The organism is Bradyrhizobium sp. WCU1 (genome assembly GCF_053474805.1).
The window spans coordinates 4,908,349-4,926,212 of record NZ_CM130280.1 but is presented as its reverse complement, the minus strand read 5'-3'; the positions used below and the strand labels follow the sequence as shown (position 1 = coordinate 4,926,212).

14 protein-coding genes are annotated in these 17,864 nt (G+C 64.8%); 9 read left to right on the top strand and 5 right to left on the bottom strand.

The window, feature by feature from the left end:
• Positions 1–26 precede the first annotated feature (26 nt).
• Together ACTUWL_RS22810 and ACTUWL_RS22805 are read right to left on the bottom strand one after the other, a co-directional pair.
• Positions 27–209: a hypothetical protein gene (locus tag ACTUWL_RS22810; protein ID WP_021081492.1), complete on the bottom strand. Its 183-nt coding sequence runs from the start codon at positions 207–209 to the stop codon at positions 27–29.
• An 86-nt stretch (positions 210–295) separates the two neighbouring features.
• Positions 296–1,663: a YXWGXW repeat-containing protein gene (locus tag ACTUWL_RS22805; RefSeq protein WP_021081491.1), complete on the bottom strand. Its 1,368-nt coding sequence runs from the start codon at positions 1,661–1,663 to the stop codon at positions 296–298.
• A gap of 581 nt (positions 1,664–2,244) precedes the next feature.
• On the opposite strand from ACTUWL_RS22805, the gene clpB reads away from it, so the two are divergent.
• The 5 genes from clpB to ACTUWL_RS22780 all read left to right on the top strand — a co-directional run bounded on the left by clpB (position 2,245) and on the right by ACTUWL_RS22780 (position 7,465).
• Entirely contained in the window at positions 2,245–4,857 is a 2,613-nt protein-coding gene (clpB, locus tag ACTUWL_RS22800) for an ATP-dependent chaperone ClpB (protein ID WP_106940087.1), read from the top strand.
• An 89-nt stretch (positions 4,858–4,946) separates the two neighbouring features.
• Positions 4,947–5,213: a DUF2171 domain-containing protein gene (locus ACTUWL_RS22795; RefSeq protein WP_021077122.1), complete on the top strand. Its 267-nt coding sequence runs from the start codon at positions 4,947–4,949 to the stop codon at positions 5,211–5,213.
• Between the two features lie 119 nt (positions 5,214–5,332).
• Positions 5,333–6,388, top strand: coding sequence for a Dyp-type peroxidase (locus tag ACTUWL_RS22790; protein ID WP_021077121.1), 1,056 nt, complete (start codon positions 5,333–5,335; stop codon positions 6,386–6,388).
• Positions 6,381–7,196 carry a family 1 encapsulin nanocompartment shell protein gene (locus ACTUWL_RS22785; protein ID WP_021077120.1) on the top strand — a complete coding sequence of 272 codons (816 nt, stop codon included), beginning with the start codon at positions 6,381–6,383 and terminating at the stop codon, positions 7,194–7,196. Before ACTUWL_RS22790 ends, ACTUWL_RS22785 begins: the two co-directional genes overlap by 8 nt.
• Positions 7,197–7,273: 77 nt before the next feature.
• Positions 7,274–7,465, top strand: a complete 192-nt coding sequence (locus tag ACTUWL_RS22780) for a hypothetical protein (RefSeq protein WP_021077119.1) — start codon at positions 7,274–7,276, stop codon at positions 7,463–7,465.
• Between the two features lie 12 nt (positions 7,466–7,477).
• On the opposite strand, the gene ACTUWL_RS22775 is transcribed toward ACTUWL_RS22780, so the two are convergent.
• Positions 7,478–8,767 carry an MFS transporter gene (locus tag ACTUWL_RS22775; protein ID WP_021077118.1) on the bottom strand — a complete coding sequence of 430 codons (1,290 nt, stop codon included), beginning with the start codon at positions 8,765–8,767 and terminating at the stop codon, positions 7,478–7,480.
• Positions 8,768–9,087: 320 nt separating this feature from the next.
• Positions 9,088–9,900, bottom strand: coding sequence for a WecB/TagA/CpsF family glycosyltransferase (locus ACTUWL_RS22770; RefSeq protein WP_021077117.1), 813 nt, complete (start codon positions 9,898–9,900; stop codon positions 9,088–9,090).
• Positions 9,901–10,405: 505 nt separating this feature from the next.
• Here ACTUWL_RS22770 and ACTUWL_RS22765 point away from each other — a divergent pair.
• On the top strand, positions 10,406–11,536 hold the full coding sequence (locus ACTUWL_RS22765; RefSeq protein WP_021077116.1) for a GNAT family N-acetyltransferase: 1,131 nt from the start codon (positions 10,406–10,408) through the stop codon (positions 11,534–11,536).
• A 135-nt stretch (positions 11,537–11,671) separates the two neighbouring features.
• Here ACTUWL_RS22765 and ACTUWL_RS22760 read toward each other — a convergent pair whose 3' ends face one another.
• Positions 11,672–12,892, bottom strand: coding sequence for an FAD-dependent oxidoreductase (locus ACTUWL_RS22760; protein WP_021077115.1), 1,221 nt, complete (start codon positions 12,890–12,892; stop codon positions 11,672–11,674).
• Between the two features lie 515 nt (positions 12,893–13,407).
• Between ACTUWL_RS22760 and ACTUWL_RS22755 the strand changes: the two genes are divergently transcribed.
• The 3 genes from ACTUWL_RS22755 (at position 13,408) to ACTUWL_RS22745 (ending at position 17,863) form a co-directional block, all read left to right on the top strand.
• Complete coding sequence (locus ACTUWL_RS22755) at positions 13,408–14,733, top strand: lipopolysaccharide biosynthesis protein (RefSeq protein ID WP_210256675.1); 1,326 nt, start codon at positions 13,408–13,410, stop codon at positions 14,731–14,733.
• Positions 14,734–15,100: 367 nt separating this feature from the next.
• Entirely contained in the window at positions 15,101–16,291 is a 1,191-nt protein-coding gene (locus ACTUWL_RS22750; RefSeq protein ID WP_021077113.1) for a glycosyltransferase family 4 protein, read from the top strand.
• A gap of 15 nt (positions 16,292–16,306) precedes the next feature.
• Positions 16,307–17,863, top strand: coding sequence for a glucosamine inositolphosphorylceramide transferase family protein (locus ACTUWL_RS22745; RefSeq protein WP_021077112.1), 1,557 nt, complete (start codon positions 16,307–16,309; stop codon positions 17,861–17,863).
• Position 17,864: the final 1 nt, after the last annotated feature.

The window sequence follows — 17,864 nt, the reverse complement described above, 5'->3', positions numbered from 1 at the left end:
CGCGGCATGTACTCAGATCGCAGCCGCTACGAGGTATGCCCGGGATCCAGATATTTCGGCATGTTCTTTTCCTGCTGCGGCGTCATCTTGGCGGTGTCCGGCTTGCCCGGCACGCCTCTCGGCCCGAGCAGGGCCCGCTGCATATCGTCCTCGCTGAGGCGGGGCTTGCCGTCGTCGAGCTGTCCGTCGCCACCGTGACTCTGTGCCATGACCGATCTCCAGTGATGATTGCTTGCGCGCGGGCAAAACAGATATCGCGCTCCGCCGGAACGAGCCGGCGGAGCGCGATCATGGCTCAGTGTTGCTCCGGCCGCTTCTCCTCCGCAGGATGACCTGCGGGCGCGGGACGCGGCGGCGCCTGAACATGGGGCGGGGCCTGGACGTGCGGCTCTGGCCGGGCCGCCTGCTGCGGATGTGCCTCGGGCCGCGCCGCAGGCTCCGGCCGCGGTTCGGGCCTTGCTGCCTGCTCCGGCCGCGCGACGGGCTTCGCGGCCGGCTCGGGCCGCGGCTCTTCCCGGCGCACTTCCTCGGGTCGCTTCTCCTGCACGGCGGGATGCGCAGCTTCCGTTGCGGGACGCGGCTCGACCTTGGGCTCGGCGGCGGGCGCCGCGCGCTTCTCTTCGACCGCAGGCTTGTTCGCCTCGGCCGGTGGATGCCCCGCGACGCCCTTCTCAGGTGCCGGAAGCGCATGAGACCCGGCAGGCGCAGGCGCTGCCGGATGCGGCTCAAGCTTGGTCTCCGGAGCAGTGGTTGCGCGTCTCTCCTCGGCCGCGGGCTTGTTCTGCTGGGCGGGAGGAATCTCCTTCCCCGGGACCGGGAGCGCATGGGACTCCGCCGGCGCGGCGGCTGCAGCCCCCGGCCGTGCCGGTTCCCCCGCTGCCGGCTTTGCAGCGGTGGCGGGCACCGCCTCGCCGGCCGGCCGCGCATGGACCACGCCCGGTCCCTTCAACTCGCCGGGACGCGCCGTCGCCGCGACGGCGGGCACGCCGTTGTTGGCGCGCTTGAACAGGCTCGGATCCTGGCTCGCGGTCTCGACCTGCTTGCGTTGCAACGGTGTCGGCGCGAAATGCTGTTCGTTGGCGACCGCGCGCTCGGCAGGCGTCGGCCGCACTTCAATGCCACCGCGGCCACCATTGTAGCTGACGTTGTTGACGGTGGTCTGGTTGATCGTGACGTTCTTCTCGTAGACGTTGGTGATCTGCGCGCCCTGCAGATTGTTCACGGTGCGATTGTAGAAGAAGTTGCCGTGATCCCAGCGGCCGCCTTCGTAGCCCGAACCGCCGTAGCCGAAGCCGTAATTGATGCCACCGTAGAATCCGACGCGCTCGCCCCAATAGCCCTGGTGGAAAATGAAGCCGCCGCCGAACGCGCCCCAATAACCGGGGGTCCACAACAGTCCGACCCGCGGCGGCTGCACCCAGGTGCCCGGGACCCAGTAGTAATCGCCGCGATCCTCGTCCCACGACCAATTGCCTGGCGACCACATGTAGCCGGGCCCGGGAACCGGCGGCTGATCGTAGGTCGGCAGCGGCGGCGGCGCGGTGTCGACCGCGGAGACCGGCGCACATGCCGCGTCCTGCGCGATTGCCGGCACGGCGGAGACATAGAACAGCGCCGTGGCAATCGCTGCACACGACACGGTCGAAAGGAGACGAGTGGTCATTGGGAGCCTCTTCGATGAGCACGAGCCCGTTAACGTAACAGCCGGAACAAAAGTTCCGCGCATCGGCAACGCACCGACATACTTCATCGCTAGCTGCTTGACCTTACACGAGCCTGAAACGCATCGACGCGATTGGAAACGCACGCGCGCTGCCATTCATCGACGGTTCAGAGTACGCGGTGATGCAGCATCGCGTGATTCAGTGGAACATCGCGCGCGATGTTCACCAGCATCAACAGGTACACTTCGTGGCGAGCGAGGTGATCGTTTCCGAAAGCGCGAATCCGATCTTGGCTGTCGCACGATTGTAACGATCCGGGCTCGCCGGGTTGCGCGCCTTGCAGAGCACCGCGATCGCTCCAGCACTGCCTCCGGACGAGTGCCGGCGGCGCGCTCGGCGATTGACACACCTCTGAATCGACCACACGATACGACCCGCGGCAGCGTCGGGCGCGCGGTTTTCCGCCGGCGCACATGCACTGAGCTGCCGCATGATGGATGTCATCGTTCCGCCATCTGTCGCCGGCGGCAATGCATGGCATACCGATCGCGACGAGCTTGTGCTGCCTTGAGGTGCCACGATGAACATTGAAAAATATACCGATCGGGTCCGCGGCTTCATTCAGTCGGCGCAATCGCTTGCGACGCGCGAGGGGCATCAGCAGTTCTCGACGCTGCACATCCTGAAAGTCCTGCTCGACGACCCCGAAGGCCTCGCGGCCGGCCTGATCGACCGGGCCGGCGGCAATTCGCGCGCGATCCTCAAGGCGACCGAGGACGCGCTGGCGAAGGTGCCGAAGGTCAGCGGCGCCGGCTCCGGACAGATCTATCTGGCGCCGGAGACCGCGCGCGGCTTCGCCGCGGCGGAACAGGCCGCCGACAAGGCCGGCGACAGTTTTGTGTCGGTCGAACGGCTGCTGCAGGCCCTTGCGGCCGACAAGGACAGCGACGCCGGCAAGCTGCTCGCCAAGGGCGGCGTCAATCCGCAGAACCTGAATGCAGCGATCAACGCGCTACGCAAGGGCCGCACCGCCGACAGCGCGTCCGCCGAGAACGCCTATGACGCGCTGAAGAAATACGCCCGCGACCTCACCCAGGCGGCACGCGACGGCAAGCTCGACCCGGTGATCGGCCGCGACGAGGAAATTCGCCGCACCATCCAGGTGCTGTCGCGCCGCACCAAGAACAATCCCGTCCTGATCGGCGAGCCCGGCGTCGGCAAGACCGCGATCGTCGAGGGCCTTGCGCTGCGCATCGTCAATGGCGACGTGCCGGAAAGCCTGCAGGACAAGGCGCTGCTCGCGCTCGACCTCGGCGCGCTGATCGCCGGCGCGAAGTACCGCGGCGAGTTCGAGGAACGGCTCAAGGCGGTGCTGCAGGAGGTGACATCAGCCGAGGGTGGCATCATCTTGTTCATCGACGAGATGCACACGCTGATCGGCGCCGGCAAGGGTGACGGCGCGATGGACGCCTCGAACCTGCTGAAGCCGGCGCTGGCGCGCGGTGAGCTGCATTGCGTCGGCGCCACCACGCTCGACGAATATCGCAAGCATGTCGAGAAGGACCCGGCGCTGGCGCGGCGATTCCAGCCGGTGTTCGTGTCGGAGCCGACGGTCGAGGACACCATCTCGATCCTGCGCGGCCTCAAGGACAAATACGAGCAGCATCACGGCGTCCGCATTGCTGACTCTGCGCTGGTCGCCGCCGCCACGCTGTCGAACCGCTACATCACCGACCGTTTCCTGCCCGACAAGGCGATCGACCTGATGGACGAGGCCGCGGCACGGCTGAAGATGCAGGTCGATTCCAAGCCCGAGGAACTCGACTCGCTCGACCGCGAGATCATCCGGCTCAAGATCGAGCAGGAGGCGCTCAAGAAGGAGACCGATCTCGGCTCCAGGAGCCGGCTGCAGACGCTCGAGAAGGATCTCGTGGACCTCGAGAAGAAATCGGCGGACATGACGTCGCGATGGCGCTTGGAGAAGAGCAAGCTCTCCGATGCGCAGAAGATGAAGGGTGAGCTCGAGCAGCTGCGTACCGAGCTCGCCAACGCGCAGCGCAAGGGCGAATTCCAGAAGGCGGGCGAGCTGGCCTATGGCCGCATTCCCGAGCTTGAGAAGAAGCTCGCGGCGGTCGAGGCCAGCGAGACCTCGTCCGCCAGCGAAACCGTGACCGCGGACAATATCGCGGCTGTGGTGTCGCGCTGGACCGGCGTTCCGGTCGATAAGATGCTGGAAGGCGAGAAGGACAAGCTGCTGCGCATGGAGGAGATGCTCGGCAAGCGCGTCGTCGGCCAGGCCGAGGCGGTGCGTGCGGTGTCGACCGCGGTGCGCCGCGCGCGCGCCGGATTGCAGGACCCGAACCGGCCGATCGGCTCGTTCATGTTCTTAGGCCCAACCGGCGTCGGCAAGACCGAGCTTGCAAAGGCGCTCGCCGAATATCTGTTCGACGACGAGACCGCGATGATCCGCCTCGACATGTCCGAATACATGGAGAAACACTCGGTCTCGCGGCTGATCGGCGCCCCGCCCGGCTATGTCGGCTACGACGAGGGTGGCGCCCTGACCGAAGCCGTGCGGCGGCGGCCCTACCAGGTGGTGCTGTTCGACGAGATCGAGAAGGCGCATCCGGATGTCTTCAATGTGCTGCTGCAGGTGCTTGACGACGGGCGTCTGACCGACGGCCAGGGCCGCACCGTCGATTTCCGCAACACGCTGATCATCATGACCTCGAATATCGGCGCCGAATACCTCGTCAACCAGCCGGAAGGCCAGGGCACCGGCGCGGTGCGCGAGCAGGTGATGAACATGGTGCGGGCGCATTTCCGCCCCGAATTCCTCAACCGCATCGACGAGATCATCCTGTTCCACCGGCTGCAGAAGAGCGACATGGGCCGCATCGTCGAGATCCAGTTTGCGCGCCTGCGCAAGCTGCTGGAGGATCGCAAGATCGACCTCGAACTCGACCCGAAGGCCCGCGACTGGCTGGCGGAGAAAGGCTGGGATCCTGCCTATGGTGCCCGCCCACTGAAGCGGGTGATCCAGCGCAGCGTGCAGGATCCGCTCGCCGAGATGATCCTCGCCGGCGACGTGCGCGACGGCTCGCAGGTCAAGCTTTCCGCCACCAAGGCCGGCCTCACCTTCAACGGCAGGAAGCCAGAGAACGCGGCGGCCGACGAATTCGAGCCGGTGTGAAGCAGGCCCGGATTGCCGACGACGCGCTGTCATCGCCGCGTCGTCTGGGCGCATCATATGCAGACTGAGCTTCAACCAGGGAGAGCGCCATGACGCAGAACATCAAGGACAACATGGAGGTCATCGGCGCCGATGGCGTGCATGTCGGTACCGTCGATCGCGTCGAAGGCAACCGCATCAAGCTCAAGAAGAGCGAGAGCGACGGTTTCCACAAGGGTCATCACCACTATATCGAGCTCGGCTTCGTCGCCGGTGTCGAAGGCTCCAAGGTGCGGCTCTCGGCCAATGCCGCCATTGCAGTGACCCTCGAGGAAGAGAAGTCCGGCAAGCCGGTTGGTCCATCCGCGGAAGCCTAGCAATCGGGCTCTTGTAAAGGTTCCGATGGCATGCTCCTCTGCCATGTATCTGGACGCCGATCGGGCGTCCGGCCCGCCTTTCGTCGCCGTGACGTGCCGTTCTAGTTGAGGAGACTTGCGTGCCATCAGCCGTTCCGCAACCGGTCGCTGCGAAGCTGACGCGCGCGGCCATCTTCCTTGCGGTCACGATCAAGCCCGATCCGGAATATGATGCGGTGGTACGGTCGCTGTGCGCCGATGTGGCCGCGCTGGTGCGCGCGGTCGGCTTCCGCGATCTCGAGGGCCGGCTGTCCTGCGTCATGGGGATCGGCTCCGATGCATGGGACCGGTTGTTCGGCGCGCCGAAGCCGAAAGGTCTGCATCCGTTCCGCGAGATCAACGGCGTCCACCACGCCGTCGCAACGCCCGGCGATTTGCTGTTTCACATCCGCGCCGTGCCGATGGATCTGTGCTTCGAGCTCGCGACACAAATCATGTCACGGCTCGGCGATGCCGTCGCCACGTCGGACGAGGTGCACGGCTTCAAATATTTCGACGAGCGCGACCTGCTCGGCTTTGTCGACGGCACCGAGAACCCCGAAGATCAGGCAGCCACCGACGCCACCATCATCGGCGACGAGGACGCGGCGTTCGCCGGCGGCAGCTATGTGATCGTGCAAAAATACCTGCACGACCTGAAGAAGTGGAACGAACTGCCGGTCGAGATGCAGGAGAAGATCATCGGCCGCACCAAGCTGTCCGATATCGAGCTCGACGATGCGGTGAAGCCGAGCTATGCCCACAATGCGCTGACGACGATCGTCGAGAACGGCGAGGAGCTCGACATCGTGCGCGACAACATGCCGTTCGGCAATGTCAGCGAGGGCGAGTTCGGCACCTATTTCATCGGCTACGCCAAGTCCCCGCACCGGATCGAGCAGATGCTGGAGAACATGTTCGTCGGCAAGCCGCCGGGCAATTACGACCGCCTGCTCGACTTCAGCCGTGCCGTTACCGGCACGCTGTACTTCGTCCCGTCGGCGACCTTCCTGGAGGATGTCACCGTCGACGCGCCTGCCGCCGCTGAACCATCGCTGGACGACGCCGGGGCCGACGAGGCGCCTGCACCAAGAATAACGCCGGCCGACGGCTCGCTCGGCATCGGCTCACTGAAAGGAGACGCTGGACATGAATAATCTTCATCGGGGACTGGCCCCCATCTCCGACGCGGCATGGGCCCAGATCGAAGAGGAAGCCTCGCGCACGTTGAAGCGCCACCTGGCGGCGCGCCGTGTCGTCGACGTCGACGGTCCGAAGGGGACGGATTTCTCCGCGGTCGGCACCGGCCATCTCAAGAAGATTGCGACGCCCGGCGACGGGGTCGAGGCGACGCAGCGCGAGGTCCGCGCGCTGGTCGAGCTGCGCGTGCCTTTCGAGCTGTCACGCCAGGCGATCGATGATGTCGAGCGCGGCGCGAATGATTCCGACTGGGACCCGCTGAAGCAAGCGGCACGCAAGATCGCCTTCGCCGAAGATCGCGCGGTGTTCGACGGCTACGCCGCCGCCGGCATCCAGGGCATCCGCCAGGGCACCAGCAACCCGGTGCTGACGCTGCCGGCGAGCGTCAAGAACTACCCCAATGTGGTCGCGCAGGCGGTGAGCCAGTTGCGGCTCGCCGGCGTCAACGGCCCCTACACGCTGCTGCTCGGCACCGAGCCCTATACCGCGATCGGCGGCGCCACCGACGACGGCTATCCGGTGCTGCAGCACATCCAGCGGCTGGTCGACGGCAAGATCATCTGGGCGCCCGCGATCGAGGGCGGTGTCCTGCTCACCACCCGCGGCGGCGATTTCCAGCTCTCGATCGGCCAGGACCTGTCGATCGGCTATCTCAGCCACTCAGCGACCGCGGTCCAGCTCTATTTCCAGGAGACCATCACGTTCCTGATGCTGACGAGCGAAGCGTCGGTGGTGCTGGCGCCGGAGGCGAAGAAACCCGCCTAGCCTTGTCGGCGTTCACTCCAGGAAGCTCCGGCTGCCGCTGGAACTTCCGTTGAACTTCAACGGAGAGGAGGCGCGCAATGGACTACGATCTCTACATCAATCCGAAGAAGGCATCGGTCGGTCTCTACGTCCGCAAGGGCGCCGGCCTTCCTGATCTCGGTGATGCCAAGGACTGGGTTTTCGACGGCAGCTTCGGGCAGGCCAATCTGCCGGCGCAGCTCGTGAAGGAGATCGAGGCCAAAGGCCACGCCTTCCGCGACATGGACTAGATCAACCCGGCATTACTTGTCGCCGACCTTTACCGGCGCGGTCTCGGGCATCAGGCTCATCGCCACGATGCCGACCGCAGCCGCGAGCAAGAGATACCAGGACGGCGCCAAGGGATCGCCGGTTACGTGCAGCAGCCACGTGACCACGAGCTGCGCGGTACCGCCGAACGTCGCGATCGCGACCGCGTAGATCGTGGCGAACACGCCGCCGCGAATGTTCTGCGGCAGCGCTTCGGTGAAGGCGGCATAGAACGCCGTGAACGGCAGCGATCCGATGAACGATAGGAGGCCGAAGCCGAACAGCAGCGACCCCGCGCCGGGATCCCGGACGATCCACAGGAAGGCCGGATAGGTCAGCACCAGCACGACCAGTTGCGGCCAGATCATGATCGGCTTGCGCCCCAGCCGGTCCGCGAGCCAGCCGCCGAGCACCGCACCGATGATCTGAAGTCCGTTGCTCACCAGCGACACGGTGAACGCCAGCGACGGCGGCACATGCAGCGTGTTCTTGGCGTAGGTCGTCATGTACTGCGTCACGTAGGTCGAGATCGTGCCGCTGGCGAGGATCATCAGCGCCAGCACGATCACGCGAAAGTGCCGGCGCGCCAACGCGACATGGTTCGAGCTCTCGACATCAGCGCCGGCGCGCTCGCCGTGGGGAACCGTTTCCGGCAGCGTACGGCGCATCCAGATGCCGAACGGCAGGCAGACCGCCCCGAGCAGGAATGCGACCCGCCATCCGTAAGCCTGCAGCGCGTCGGGCGCCATCGTGCTGCTCAGGATGACACCGACAAGAGCGCCGATCGTCGCCGCGACCTCCTGGCTCGCGGGCTGCCATGCCACCACCAGGCCGCGATTCCTCGGCGCTGCGATCTCGATGAGATAGGCCGTGGTCGGTCCGACCTCGCCGCCGAGCGCGAACCCCTGCACCATCCGCGCCAGGATCACGATGATCGGCGCCACGATGCCGATCGCGGCATAGGACGGCGTCAGCGCGATGGTCAGGATCGCTCCGCCCATCAAGGCGAAACTCAGCAACATCGCCGGCCGTCGGCCGACCCGGTCGGAGAAGACGCCGAGCACGATGCCGCCGATCGGCCGCGTCAGGAAACCGGCGCCGAAGGTCGCAAGCGACAGCATCAGGCTGCCATACTCACTTTGCGCGGGAAAGAACGTGTGCCCGATCTCGGTCGCAAAGAAACTGTAGGTGATGAAGTCGTAGAACTCCAGCATGTTGCCGATGGTCGCGGCAAAGGCTGCACGCGTGACATCGAACTCGTCTTTGCTTGCAATGTCCGGCAACGCCGTCGGTTCCTTGTTTGCCCGTGCGGAGGAACTATTATTCCTCCGATCATGTCAGGCAAGGCAGGGCTCAGACAAGACTGGCGCGCAGCGCGATCTGCATGCGTCGCGAGCGAAAGGGCCTGGCGGACCGGTGGAGTGATCGCGCAGAGGATGTCTTCCTTCCAGCGCTGCCGGTGGTCGAATTGCCAAAAGACCCACGCCCGGCCGTTTCGTTCCGCGCTTCGAGGCCGCGGCCCGTCGGTTGCACTCCGCTCATCGGACGGGCTTGCGCTGGGGGGTGGATCGGGCCGGAGCGCAGAATGCACGCGGTATGTGTTTCAGTCCCTGGTCGACGAGGACCGGGTGCGGTTGAAAAGAAGATAGAGAGCGTGGGGATTTGTGGTCAGATAGCGCCAGAACAGCCGGCGCGGCTCGAGCCAAAGACGCCAGGCCCATTCGAGACCGACGATCTGCATCCATCTCGGCGCGCGGGGTCGCGATCCGGACAGGAAGTTGAACAATCCGCCCGAGGTCTTGATGACGCCGACATTGCCAAGCCGCGGCATGAACTCGTCGACGAAGGCCTGTTCATAGGGCACGCCGAGCGCGACCCAGAGGAAGTCCGGCGCCAGCGCGTTGATTTCGTCCACCTTGGCCCGCAGCGCATCGCCGCGCAGATAGCCGTGGGAATGGCCGACGATCTTGAGGGCCGGATAGGCGCGGCGGACATTGGCGATCGCCGATTTGTTTTCGGCGTCATTCGCCCCGAACAGATAGAAGGTCAGCCCGAGCTCTTCCGCCTTGCGCGCGACGTCGTGGAACAGATCCGTGGTCGCGACGCGCTCGGGAAGCGGGTTTGGCGACCGCAGCTTCGACACCATGACCAGCGGCTGGCCATCGGCATTGATCAGGTCGGCGGCACGGAACAGGCGGTCGGTCATCGGCTCGGTCGAGCAGCGCGACAGCACCTCGCCATTGGCCGAGGTCAGGTACAGCGGGCGGTCGATCCGCCGGTTCGGATACACCGCCTCGATCATGAAGTCCGCAGTCTGCTCGCGATCGAGCACGGCAAGACGCAGCCCGCCGACGGTTGCCCGCGGAACGCCGGCGGTCGCAGCCCGGCCGACGGGATTGGTGCGACGCTCCAGCATGCTGTTCGGCGTCGCAGATCCGGCTGGCACACCCGCCGCAGATACCGGTTGTTCGCTGCGCGAAGTGTTGCAAATCGGGACAGCCGAAGCAGCCATGTCCGAATCGGGGCGCCGAGCCGGCTCGCGATCGGCATGCGAGGGCGGGATGGCGCAGGAAACGCGCGCTTTTTGGCAGTGACTCAACATTTCACCAGTGGCTCGAGGACTTACGCGCCCCCAACTGCAATATCCGGTCCAGACGACGCATGATATCCCGCGGCAGATTGATTCAGGACGGACCGTAAACGGATTGTTAACGATGCAGGCCGCCGGGCTCGGCGGCGGCGACATCACACTTGATGCTTCCGCGAGGCCAGCGACGCCCGACCAGCAACAACAAGCAAAGGTCGAGGCACTGCATTAATACAAATCATATTCTACCGGTGCCCGAGGTCATCGGCCTTTGCTATGATGGCGGTGCGCCGGCTTGACCGGCGCTTTTTAAGGTGCCGTTTACTGGTTTCACATGAACAAGAATGATGACGCGTTCGATGTCTGCATCGACGACGCATTCGACTTCCTGTCTGAAGAATACGCGACATTGTTTGAAGGCTCGGACGCGACCGCCTTCCAGCATCCGCTTTGGTTGGACAGCCTCTACCGCAAGCTAGCTCCCGCCGCGGCAGCGAAGCCGCTGGTCGTCGTCGTCCGTCATCGCGCCAGCAAGGCGCTCGCAGCCGTGCTGCCGTTGCTGCGGGTGCGGCGCGGGCCGATGCGCACGATCGAGTTCGCGGACCTTCGCGTGTCGGACTATCTGTCTCCAGTCTGCGCCACCAAGACATTCACCGATCTGCTGCAGGACCGGCAGGCCTGCGAGACGCTCCGCAAGCTGGTCCGGCCGTTCGACCTGCTCCGCATACCCAAGCTGCTCGATGCCCGAATGCCGATCGAGAATTTGCTCGGAGCGCCTCACCGCAGCCTGATGGATACGAACGCCTATGCGACGGTTCTGGTCGCCCCGTTCGAGCAATGGCAGATCAATGCGTTGGGAAAGCCCTATCAAAAGGAGCTGGCCAAGAAGTGGCGCCAGATCCACAAGAAGGGCACGGTCACCTTCACATGCTGCGACGACAGCGCCTCAATCGGCGAGGCCATGGACGTCATGCGGAAGTTTCGCGGTCCGCGGTTTCGGGCCCGCGGTGACGGCGACCTGCTGCAGCGACCGGAGTATTTCGAATTCTACTCGAGCGTGGCGCTTCGCGGCATGGGCTCGTTTACGCGGCTCTATGCCATGAAAATGGACGGCAACGTCATCGCCACCGCCCTCGGACTGGTCCACCGCGGCAGCCTCCTCGTCGTCATGACGGCGTTCGACATCGAGCGATACAAGAGCCAGTCGATCGGCGCGCTGACCTTCGAACGTGTCGCCAAGGATTGCATTGAGCGCGGAGACCGGGTGCTGGATTTCACCATCGGCGACGAACCCTACAAGATGCAGCTCGGAGGCCAGCCGACGCCGATGTCGAGTGTGACACAGGCCGGCAGCGCGGCCGGCTCGCTGGCGTTGTTCGCCCTGAAGCAGGCGCCCTGGATCAAGCAGGCCGCCAAGCGCGTGACCGATCTCCGGCCGATCCGCACCTCGACCGGCACGCGCTAACGCATTTCGGTTCTGAATAGAGACGCGCGCGCCGCCCTAAAGCGCGATGCGATCATGTTGGTCGTCATCGCGCTTTAGATTCTTGTTTAAGCGTGATCTTTCGGAAAACCGCTTCGCACTTTTCCGGATCACGCTTTAATGCAGCGCGCTGCGCACGCGCATCACCCATCCCGGATGAATCCGGTCCACCCGATGGGTGATCATGCGGCGCAGGAAGTGCAGCTTCCGCTGCATGGTCCAGCGCACATCGGTGTTCGAGGTCAAGGCCTCGCGAAAGCGCGCCAGCTGCAGCGAGTGCCGGTCGGCGGCGAGCTTGTCCCGATCGGCATAGAACTGCGCGATCTTTTCCGTGCCCATGCCGTCGGTCTCGAGCCAGCGCGGCACATATTCGTTGCAGAGACGCTCGACATCGACCAGCAGGCGGCTGACGCCGGTTCCGGCCGCCGGACAGTTGGTCTGGAAGGCATCGCCGATCAGCACGATGCCCGGCTGCAGATGCCCCTCGGTCACTGACAGGTCCATGACCCAGTTGTGCACCGAACCGCGGATCTTGAAATCGCCGAGATAGCGCTGCAATCCCGGCATCAGGCGAAGCAGCGTCCGCGCGGTGTCGCGGCGCAGCTCGCGCATGATCGGATCAGTCGGATCGCGGAACATGAACAGGTTCGCCCGCATCCCGCCCGACATCGGAAACAGGCTGAGATAGTCGACGCCGTCGGCCGCCTCCTTGCCGTAGCAGGTCAGCGCATCGAAGCCGAACGGCGCGTTATCCGGCCGCGCGATGGTGAAGCCGAAGGTGACGGAATGACGCGCGGCAATCATTCGGCGGCGCATTCCGAGGTTGTAGCCAAGCACGCCGGCCATGCCGGTCGCCAGAACGACCAGCCGCGAGACCACGCGCTTTCCGGAGGCCAGCGTCAGCTGCTGGCGATCCTCGCTACAGCTGACGTCGGTCACCTGGTCAAGCAGGAAGGTGGACGGCTCCGGCGTCAGGCCGCGCGCCATGTTGACGAGGTCGGCATAGGAAACCCCGTAGGAGCGCCCGACACCGACATCGACCAGTCGGCCGCCCCTGATGTTGAGCACCCGGTCATAGGACGAGGCGACGGCCTCGACATCGCCCAGGAAGCCCAGGCGGCGGAAGATATCGATCTGCCGTCCCGCGACCTTCTCGACACGGAATTCGTCCGGCGGGATCGAGCGCTTGTCGATCAGGACGACCCGATACCCGGCCCTCGAGAGGACAGCCCGCGCCAGCGAGCCCGCCAAACCGGCACCAACAATGGCAACGTCCGTTTCGTTCATTTCAGCCTCGCAGGCCGCGATCGGCTGGTTGGTGCCTTCCTCGGCAATCATCTTTGTCCGCTCCGACGGCTAATAGGCCATGGAACTGCAACTTCCTTGCCTGCCATGCCACACCACCGGTCGAGCATGATGCGTTCTGTTGTTGAGGTTAACGAAAAGACCGGATTGCGATCAACGAGGTCGCGGCACATAGCTTGCACCGAGAGTGATCATGAAACCGACCCTTTGGAGGCTCCGCTGCGCGCTGGCGGGACAATTGCCTGGCCGTGGAGCTTCGACGGGTGCCGTTGACGCACCAGCGCGGCTTCGATCCGCGCCGCGCGCGCGGCAGGACCTGCTGCGGATCCCGATCCGACCTGCGCCGTTTGGGGACGGCGAAGAACAGCGACGTTCCAGAATGGAGCAGCGCGACATATTGGCCCGGTTCAGGACTGCCTGGAACGCGGGCCGTCGAGAGGAACGGAATTTTAGCAAGAGAACATTAACACTCCTGACCTCACCGATTGCTACGGTCAGCGGCCTGACAGGATATTGAGACGTCTCTGGTGATTGCCTCTGTGCTCCAAATGCTACGGCGCGATGTCACGCGCGGCGTTGCCGGGACCATCCTGCTCAAGGTCGGCAGCGGCGGGCTCGCGTTCGCCTTGTTCTCGCTGGCCGCGCGGACGATGACACCCGACGCGTTCGGGGACTTCGCAACCTTGCTCTCGATCGCCCAGATCGCCTCGGTCGCGGGACTGGTCGGCCAGGAGCTGCTGCTGGTTCGCTTCCTCAATGAATATGAGGTGCGCGGCCAGACCGAGCTCACCAAGGGTGTGCTGCTGTCGAGCCTGAAGAACTCGGCGATCGGGATGCTGATCTCGATCGCCGCGATCGCCGCGGTGGCAACCGTTCGCGGCGAATGGTGGTTGCTGATCCTCTCGGTCTCGGCGTTCACCGCCGTCAATGCCGGGCTCATGCTCGGCAGCCAGATCGCGCGATCCCTGGTCAGCATTCTGATGGGCGAAGGCAATCGCGAGTTCTTCTGGCGGGTTGCCGTCGTCCTGGTCCTGATCGCGGCGCTGTTCGGTCACCGGCAGCTCAGCCCCGTCGAACTGTTCACGGCGATGACCGTCGCGATGGCCATCGGGCTGATCGTGCAGATCGTGTCGATCATGCGCGTGCTGCCGAACCTGCGCACGGTCACGGCGCGCTTCGAGAGCTCGCGTTGGAATCGCAGTGCGTTCCGGTTCTGGCTCGCATCCATTCTCGAAGCGGCGAACCAGTATTTCGACGTCATCCTGGTCTACTGGATGCTGGATCCGGCGACTGCTGGCGTCTATTTCGCCGCCTCGCGCCTGGCGAACATCTTCGCCATGCTGTCGGCTGCGCTCTACACATTCGGCGCGCGCCGGCTGCCGTCGCTGTATTTCAGCAAGAATCACCGCGAGCTCGAACATACGCTGAAGCTGATGGCCGAGGTCACCGCGCTCTGCGTGCTCAGCGGGCTCGTCATCGTCTGGGTCGCTGCGCCCCACCTTCTCGGCCTGTTCGGGCCGCATTTCGCCGCGCAGCAGTGGGTGTTGATCGTGCTCGCGATCGGGACGGCGTTCCAGGCGGCAGGCGGTCCGTCGGCCGCGGTCCTGCAACTGACCGGGCATGAGCGCGATTACGTGCCGGTGGTCGCCGCCAACGTCGCATTGCGGCTGGTGGGATTTGTCGTGCTGATCCCCTGGCTCGGCGTGCTCGGTGCCGCGATCTCGGCGACGGCCTCGCTGGTGCTCGCCACCATCGCGCTCAACGTGCTGTGCCGCCGGCGGACCGGCGTCGATCCGTCCGTTCTGGTGCTGTCGCATCCATCGTCGTCGAAAGGCAACACCTACGCCGTCCGCGTTGCGGACCGTAACGACTAAGACTGAGCGTCGGCAGTTTCCCACGACGCTGCGGGTTCCATGACTTCGGAACGTCTCGGGCCTGCGCGGCTACCGAACTTCATGGGCTCCGACTCGAATTCAACTGACAGCACTGCTCTGTGCTGCACCAACGTGGATATCTATGGTTAATCGCCGGTTACCCATCTCTGCGCTGCCGTAACCAATTAGTTAACGAGCCGGCTGTATCCTGTGTGGGACCATGGCTCTCGATTGCTGACACATGTCTGATTGCTAAATGAGCAGTAACCTCAAAACGCGCTATTCGGTGCACGCGCACGCTTCGCGTGATAGTTACGCGCGCACGAATGGGGGAGACGAATCCACGCCCTCGACGGGTGAGGAATCCGTGCTCCAATACACGCCAAGCACAGAATTGCGCGAGGCATCGAGCGCATCAGGCGGTCGACCGAACGAGAGCAAGCCGAAGCTCCGTGTCGTCCTGGTGCAGACCCAGGCCGAGAACGCCGGCGCGCAGGAGATCTCGCGGCTGCTCGGCGCCGGCCTCACCGCGCGTGGCTATGACGTCGCCAACCTGTTCTTCTTCCGCAAATCCGACTGCTTCGACGAGCCGCCCAACACGTTCTATTGCGCGCAAACCCGGCCCGGAAATCCCCTGGCGCTGCTGCGCATGCTGTGGATGCTCGCCGGTCATCTCAGGACCATCAATCCGGACGTCGTGCTGACATTCCAGCACTTCGGCAATGTGATCGGCGGCGGCGTGTCGCGGCTCGTCAGCCGCGCCCCGGTGATCGCCAACCAGGTATCTTCGGCGCTGTCGATGAGCATGCCCGTGCGCGCTGCCGACATCATCATGGGCACGACCGGCTTCTTCCAGTGCATCACGCTGAACTCGCGCGACATGGAGCGTGAATACGCGCGCTATCCCGCTCCCTACCGGTCACGCATGAAGCATGTGCCGCATGGCTTCGACGACAAGTCGCACAGCCTGCCGAAAGATGTCGCGCGGCAGCAATTCAAGCTGCCGGCCGACCGCACCTTGCTCGGCTGTGCAGCAAGGCTGCATCCGCACAAGCGGCTCGATGCGGCAATTCGCCTGCTCGCTGCCGATCCGTCCTGGCAGCTTGCCCTAGCCGGCCAGGGCGCCGACGAAGGGCGGCTCCGGGCTCTCGCGGACGAGCTTGATGTCTCGGACCGGCTCCACTTCATAGGCGAGATTCCACCGCGCCAGATGGCCGATTTCCTGGCCTGCCTCGACGTCTTCGTCTTTCCGACGCAGGCCGAAACCTTCGGCCTCGCCGCGGTCGAAGCCGCGAGCGCCGGCATTCCCTGCGTCGTCAACGACCTCCCCGTGCTGCGCGAAGTGCTGTCCTATCAGGGGCAGCCCGCGGCAGTGTTCGTCGATGCTGCCGACGAGGCCGAATTCTCGGCCGCCGTGTCGAAGGTCCTGACGGATCGTTCGTTGAGCGACCAGCTGCGGCAAAGCGCCGTGGGCCTGAAGTCGCGCTATTCGTTGGATGCCATGATCGAGGAATACGTCCGCATTCTCGGCAATGCCGTGGGAGTGGACGCATACTAGGAAGTTGGGCTGGACATGATTATCGAGTTTCGCTGCGATCGAGAGCAGGCGCGGCTCTGGATGTGCCGTGATTCACTGCGCGTCAACGATCAGGATATTCCCGTTCAAATCGCCTGGACCACGACGCCGGCACCGCAACCCGCCGGCCTCGACATGCTGTTCGAGCTCGAACGCATCGTCCTGCGCAAGGGCAAGGCCGGCGGCGCCGACCGGGTGAAGCCGATCCCGCAGCGGCCGCGCGCGGGTCGCCCCGACGTGGTGATCGACTTCACCAGCGCCGAGCGGGATCCGAATTGTTCCGCCGGACTGTATCTCCGTCCGCGGTTCAACGGACACGCGGGAGAAAGTGCCGCATTGGCGGCCATTCTCGCCGGCGATCTGCCCGTGATCGAAATCGTCAATGAGTGCGACGGCGCGGTGCTGGACCGCGGCCATCCCTCCGCGGAAATCGCCGCCGGCCTGAGCGGCGGGCTCGAAACGGTGATGGCACGCACACTGGCGATGCTGCCGCCGATCCTGTCGGGAGCTCCGCGCCTGGTACCGCACTTGCCGGCTCCAGCGAATGGCGGCGCGCCGCGAAATCCCGCACCCTTTGTGGTGCGCGGCGTGGCGACCTCGATCGCCAAGGAGATCTATCGTCTGTGCTGCTACGCGCCGCACTGGCATGTCGGTTGGCGCTTCGCCGGGACCACGGATATCTGGCGCACCGGCGAACTGTCGGGACCTGCCTGGAACGTGCTCGCCGATCCTGGCAACCGCTGCTATGCCGATCCCTTCCCGGTGAAATGGCAGGGCAGGACCTTCGTGTTCTTCGAAGACCTTGACCACCGGACCGGCAAGGGCATCATCTCCGCGATCGAGTTCGACGGCAACGGACCGGTCGGCAAGGTGATGCCGGTGCTGGAAGAGCCTTGGCACCTGTCGTACCCTTTCCTGATCGAGAACGATGGCGAGCTCTGGATGATCCCGGAAAGCACCGCGCATCGGGACGTTCCGCTCTACAAATGCATCCGCTTTCCGGACAAGTGGGAGCGCCACTCGACGCTGCTGTCCGGGCTCGAGCTCGCCGACGTGACCATCACCCGGCATGACGGCCGCCACTACATGTTCGGGGCCTGGCGTGACGGCAGCGGCGGATATTCCGACACGCTTGCGATCTATCACGCCGAGCAATTGCTCGGCCCCTGGCAGCCGCATGCGGCCAACCCGATCCTGATGGATCGCGCCACCACGCGGCCGGCCGGCAACTTCGTGACCGTCAATGGAAAGTTGTGGCGGCCGGTGCAGGACTGCAGCAACGGCTATGGCGCGGCGCTCGGACTTGCGGAAGTGCTCGAACTGTCGCCTGCGACGTACCGGCAGGCAGTTCGACACGTGCTCAAGCCCGGACCGCTATGGACTGGGCGCAAGCTGCACACGCTCAACCGGTGCGGCCAGCTCGAGGTGATCGACGGCTCGCGGGTGCAGCCGAAGACCACGGCGTTTCTGGCAAGCCTGCGGTCGAGCGACCAGTCGTCGCAATGGGACTGGCACAGCGCGCTGGCAAAGCCGATCGCACGACGGCTCCACTAAA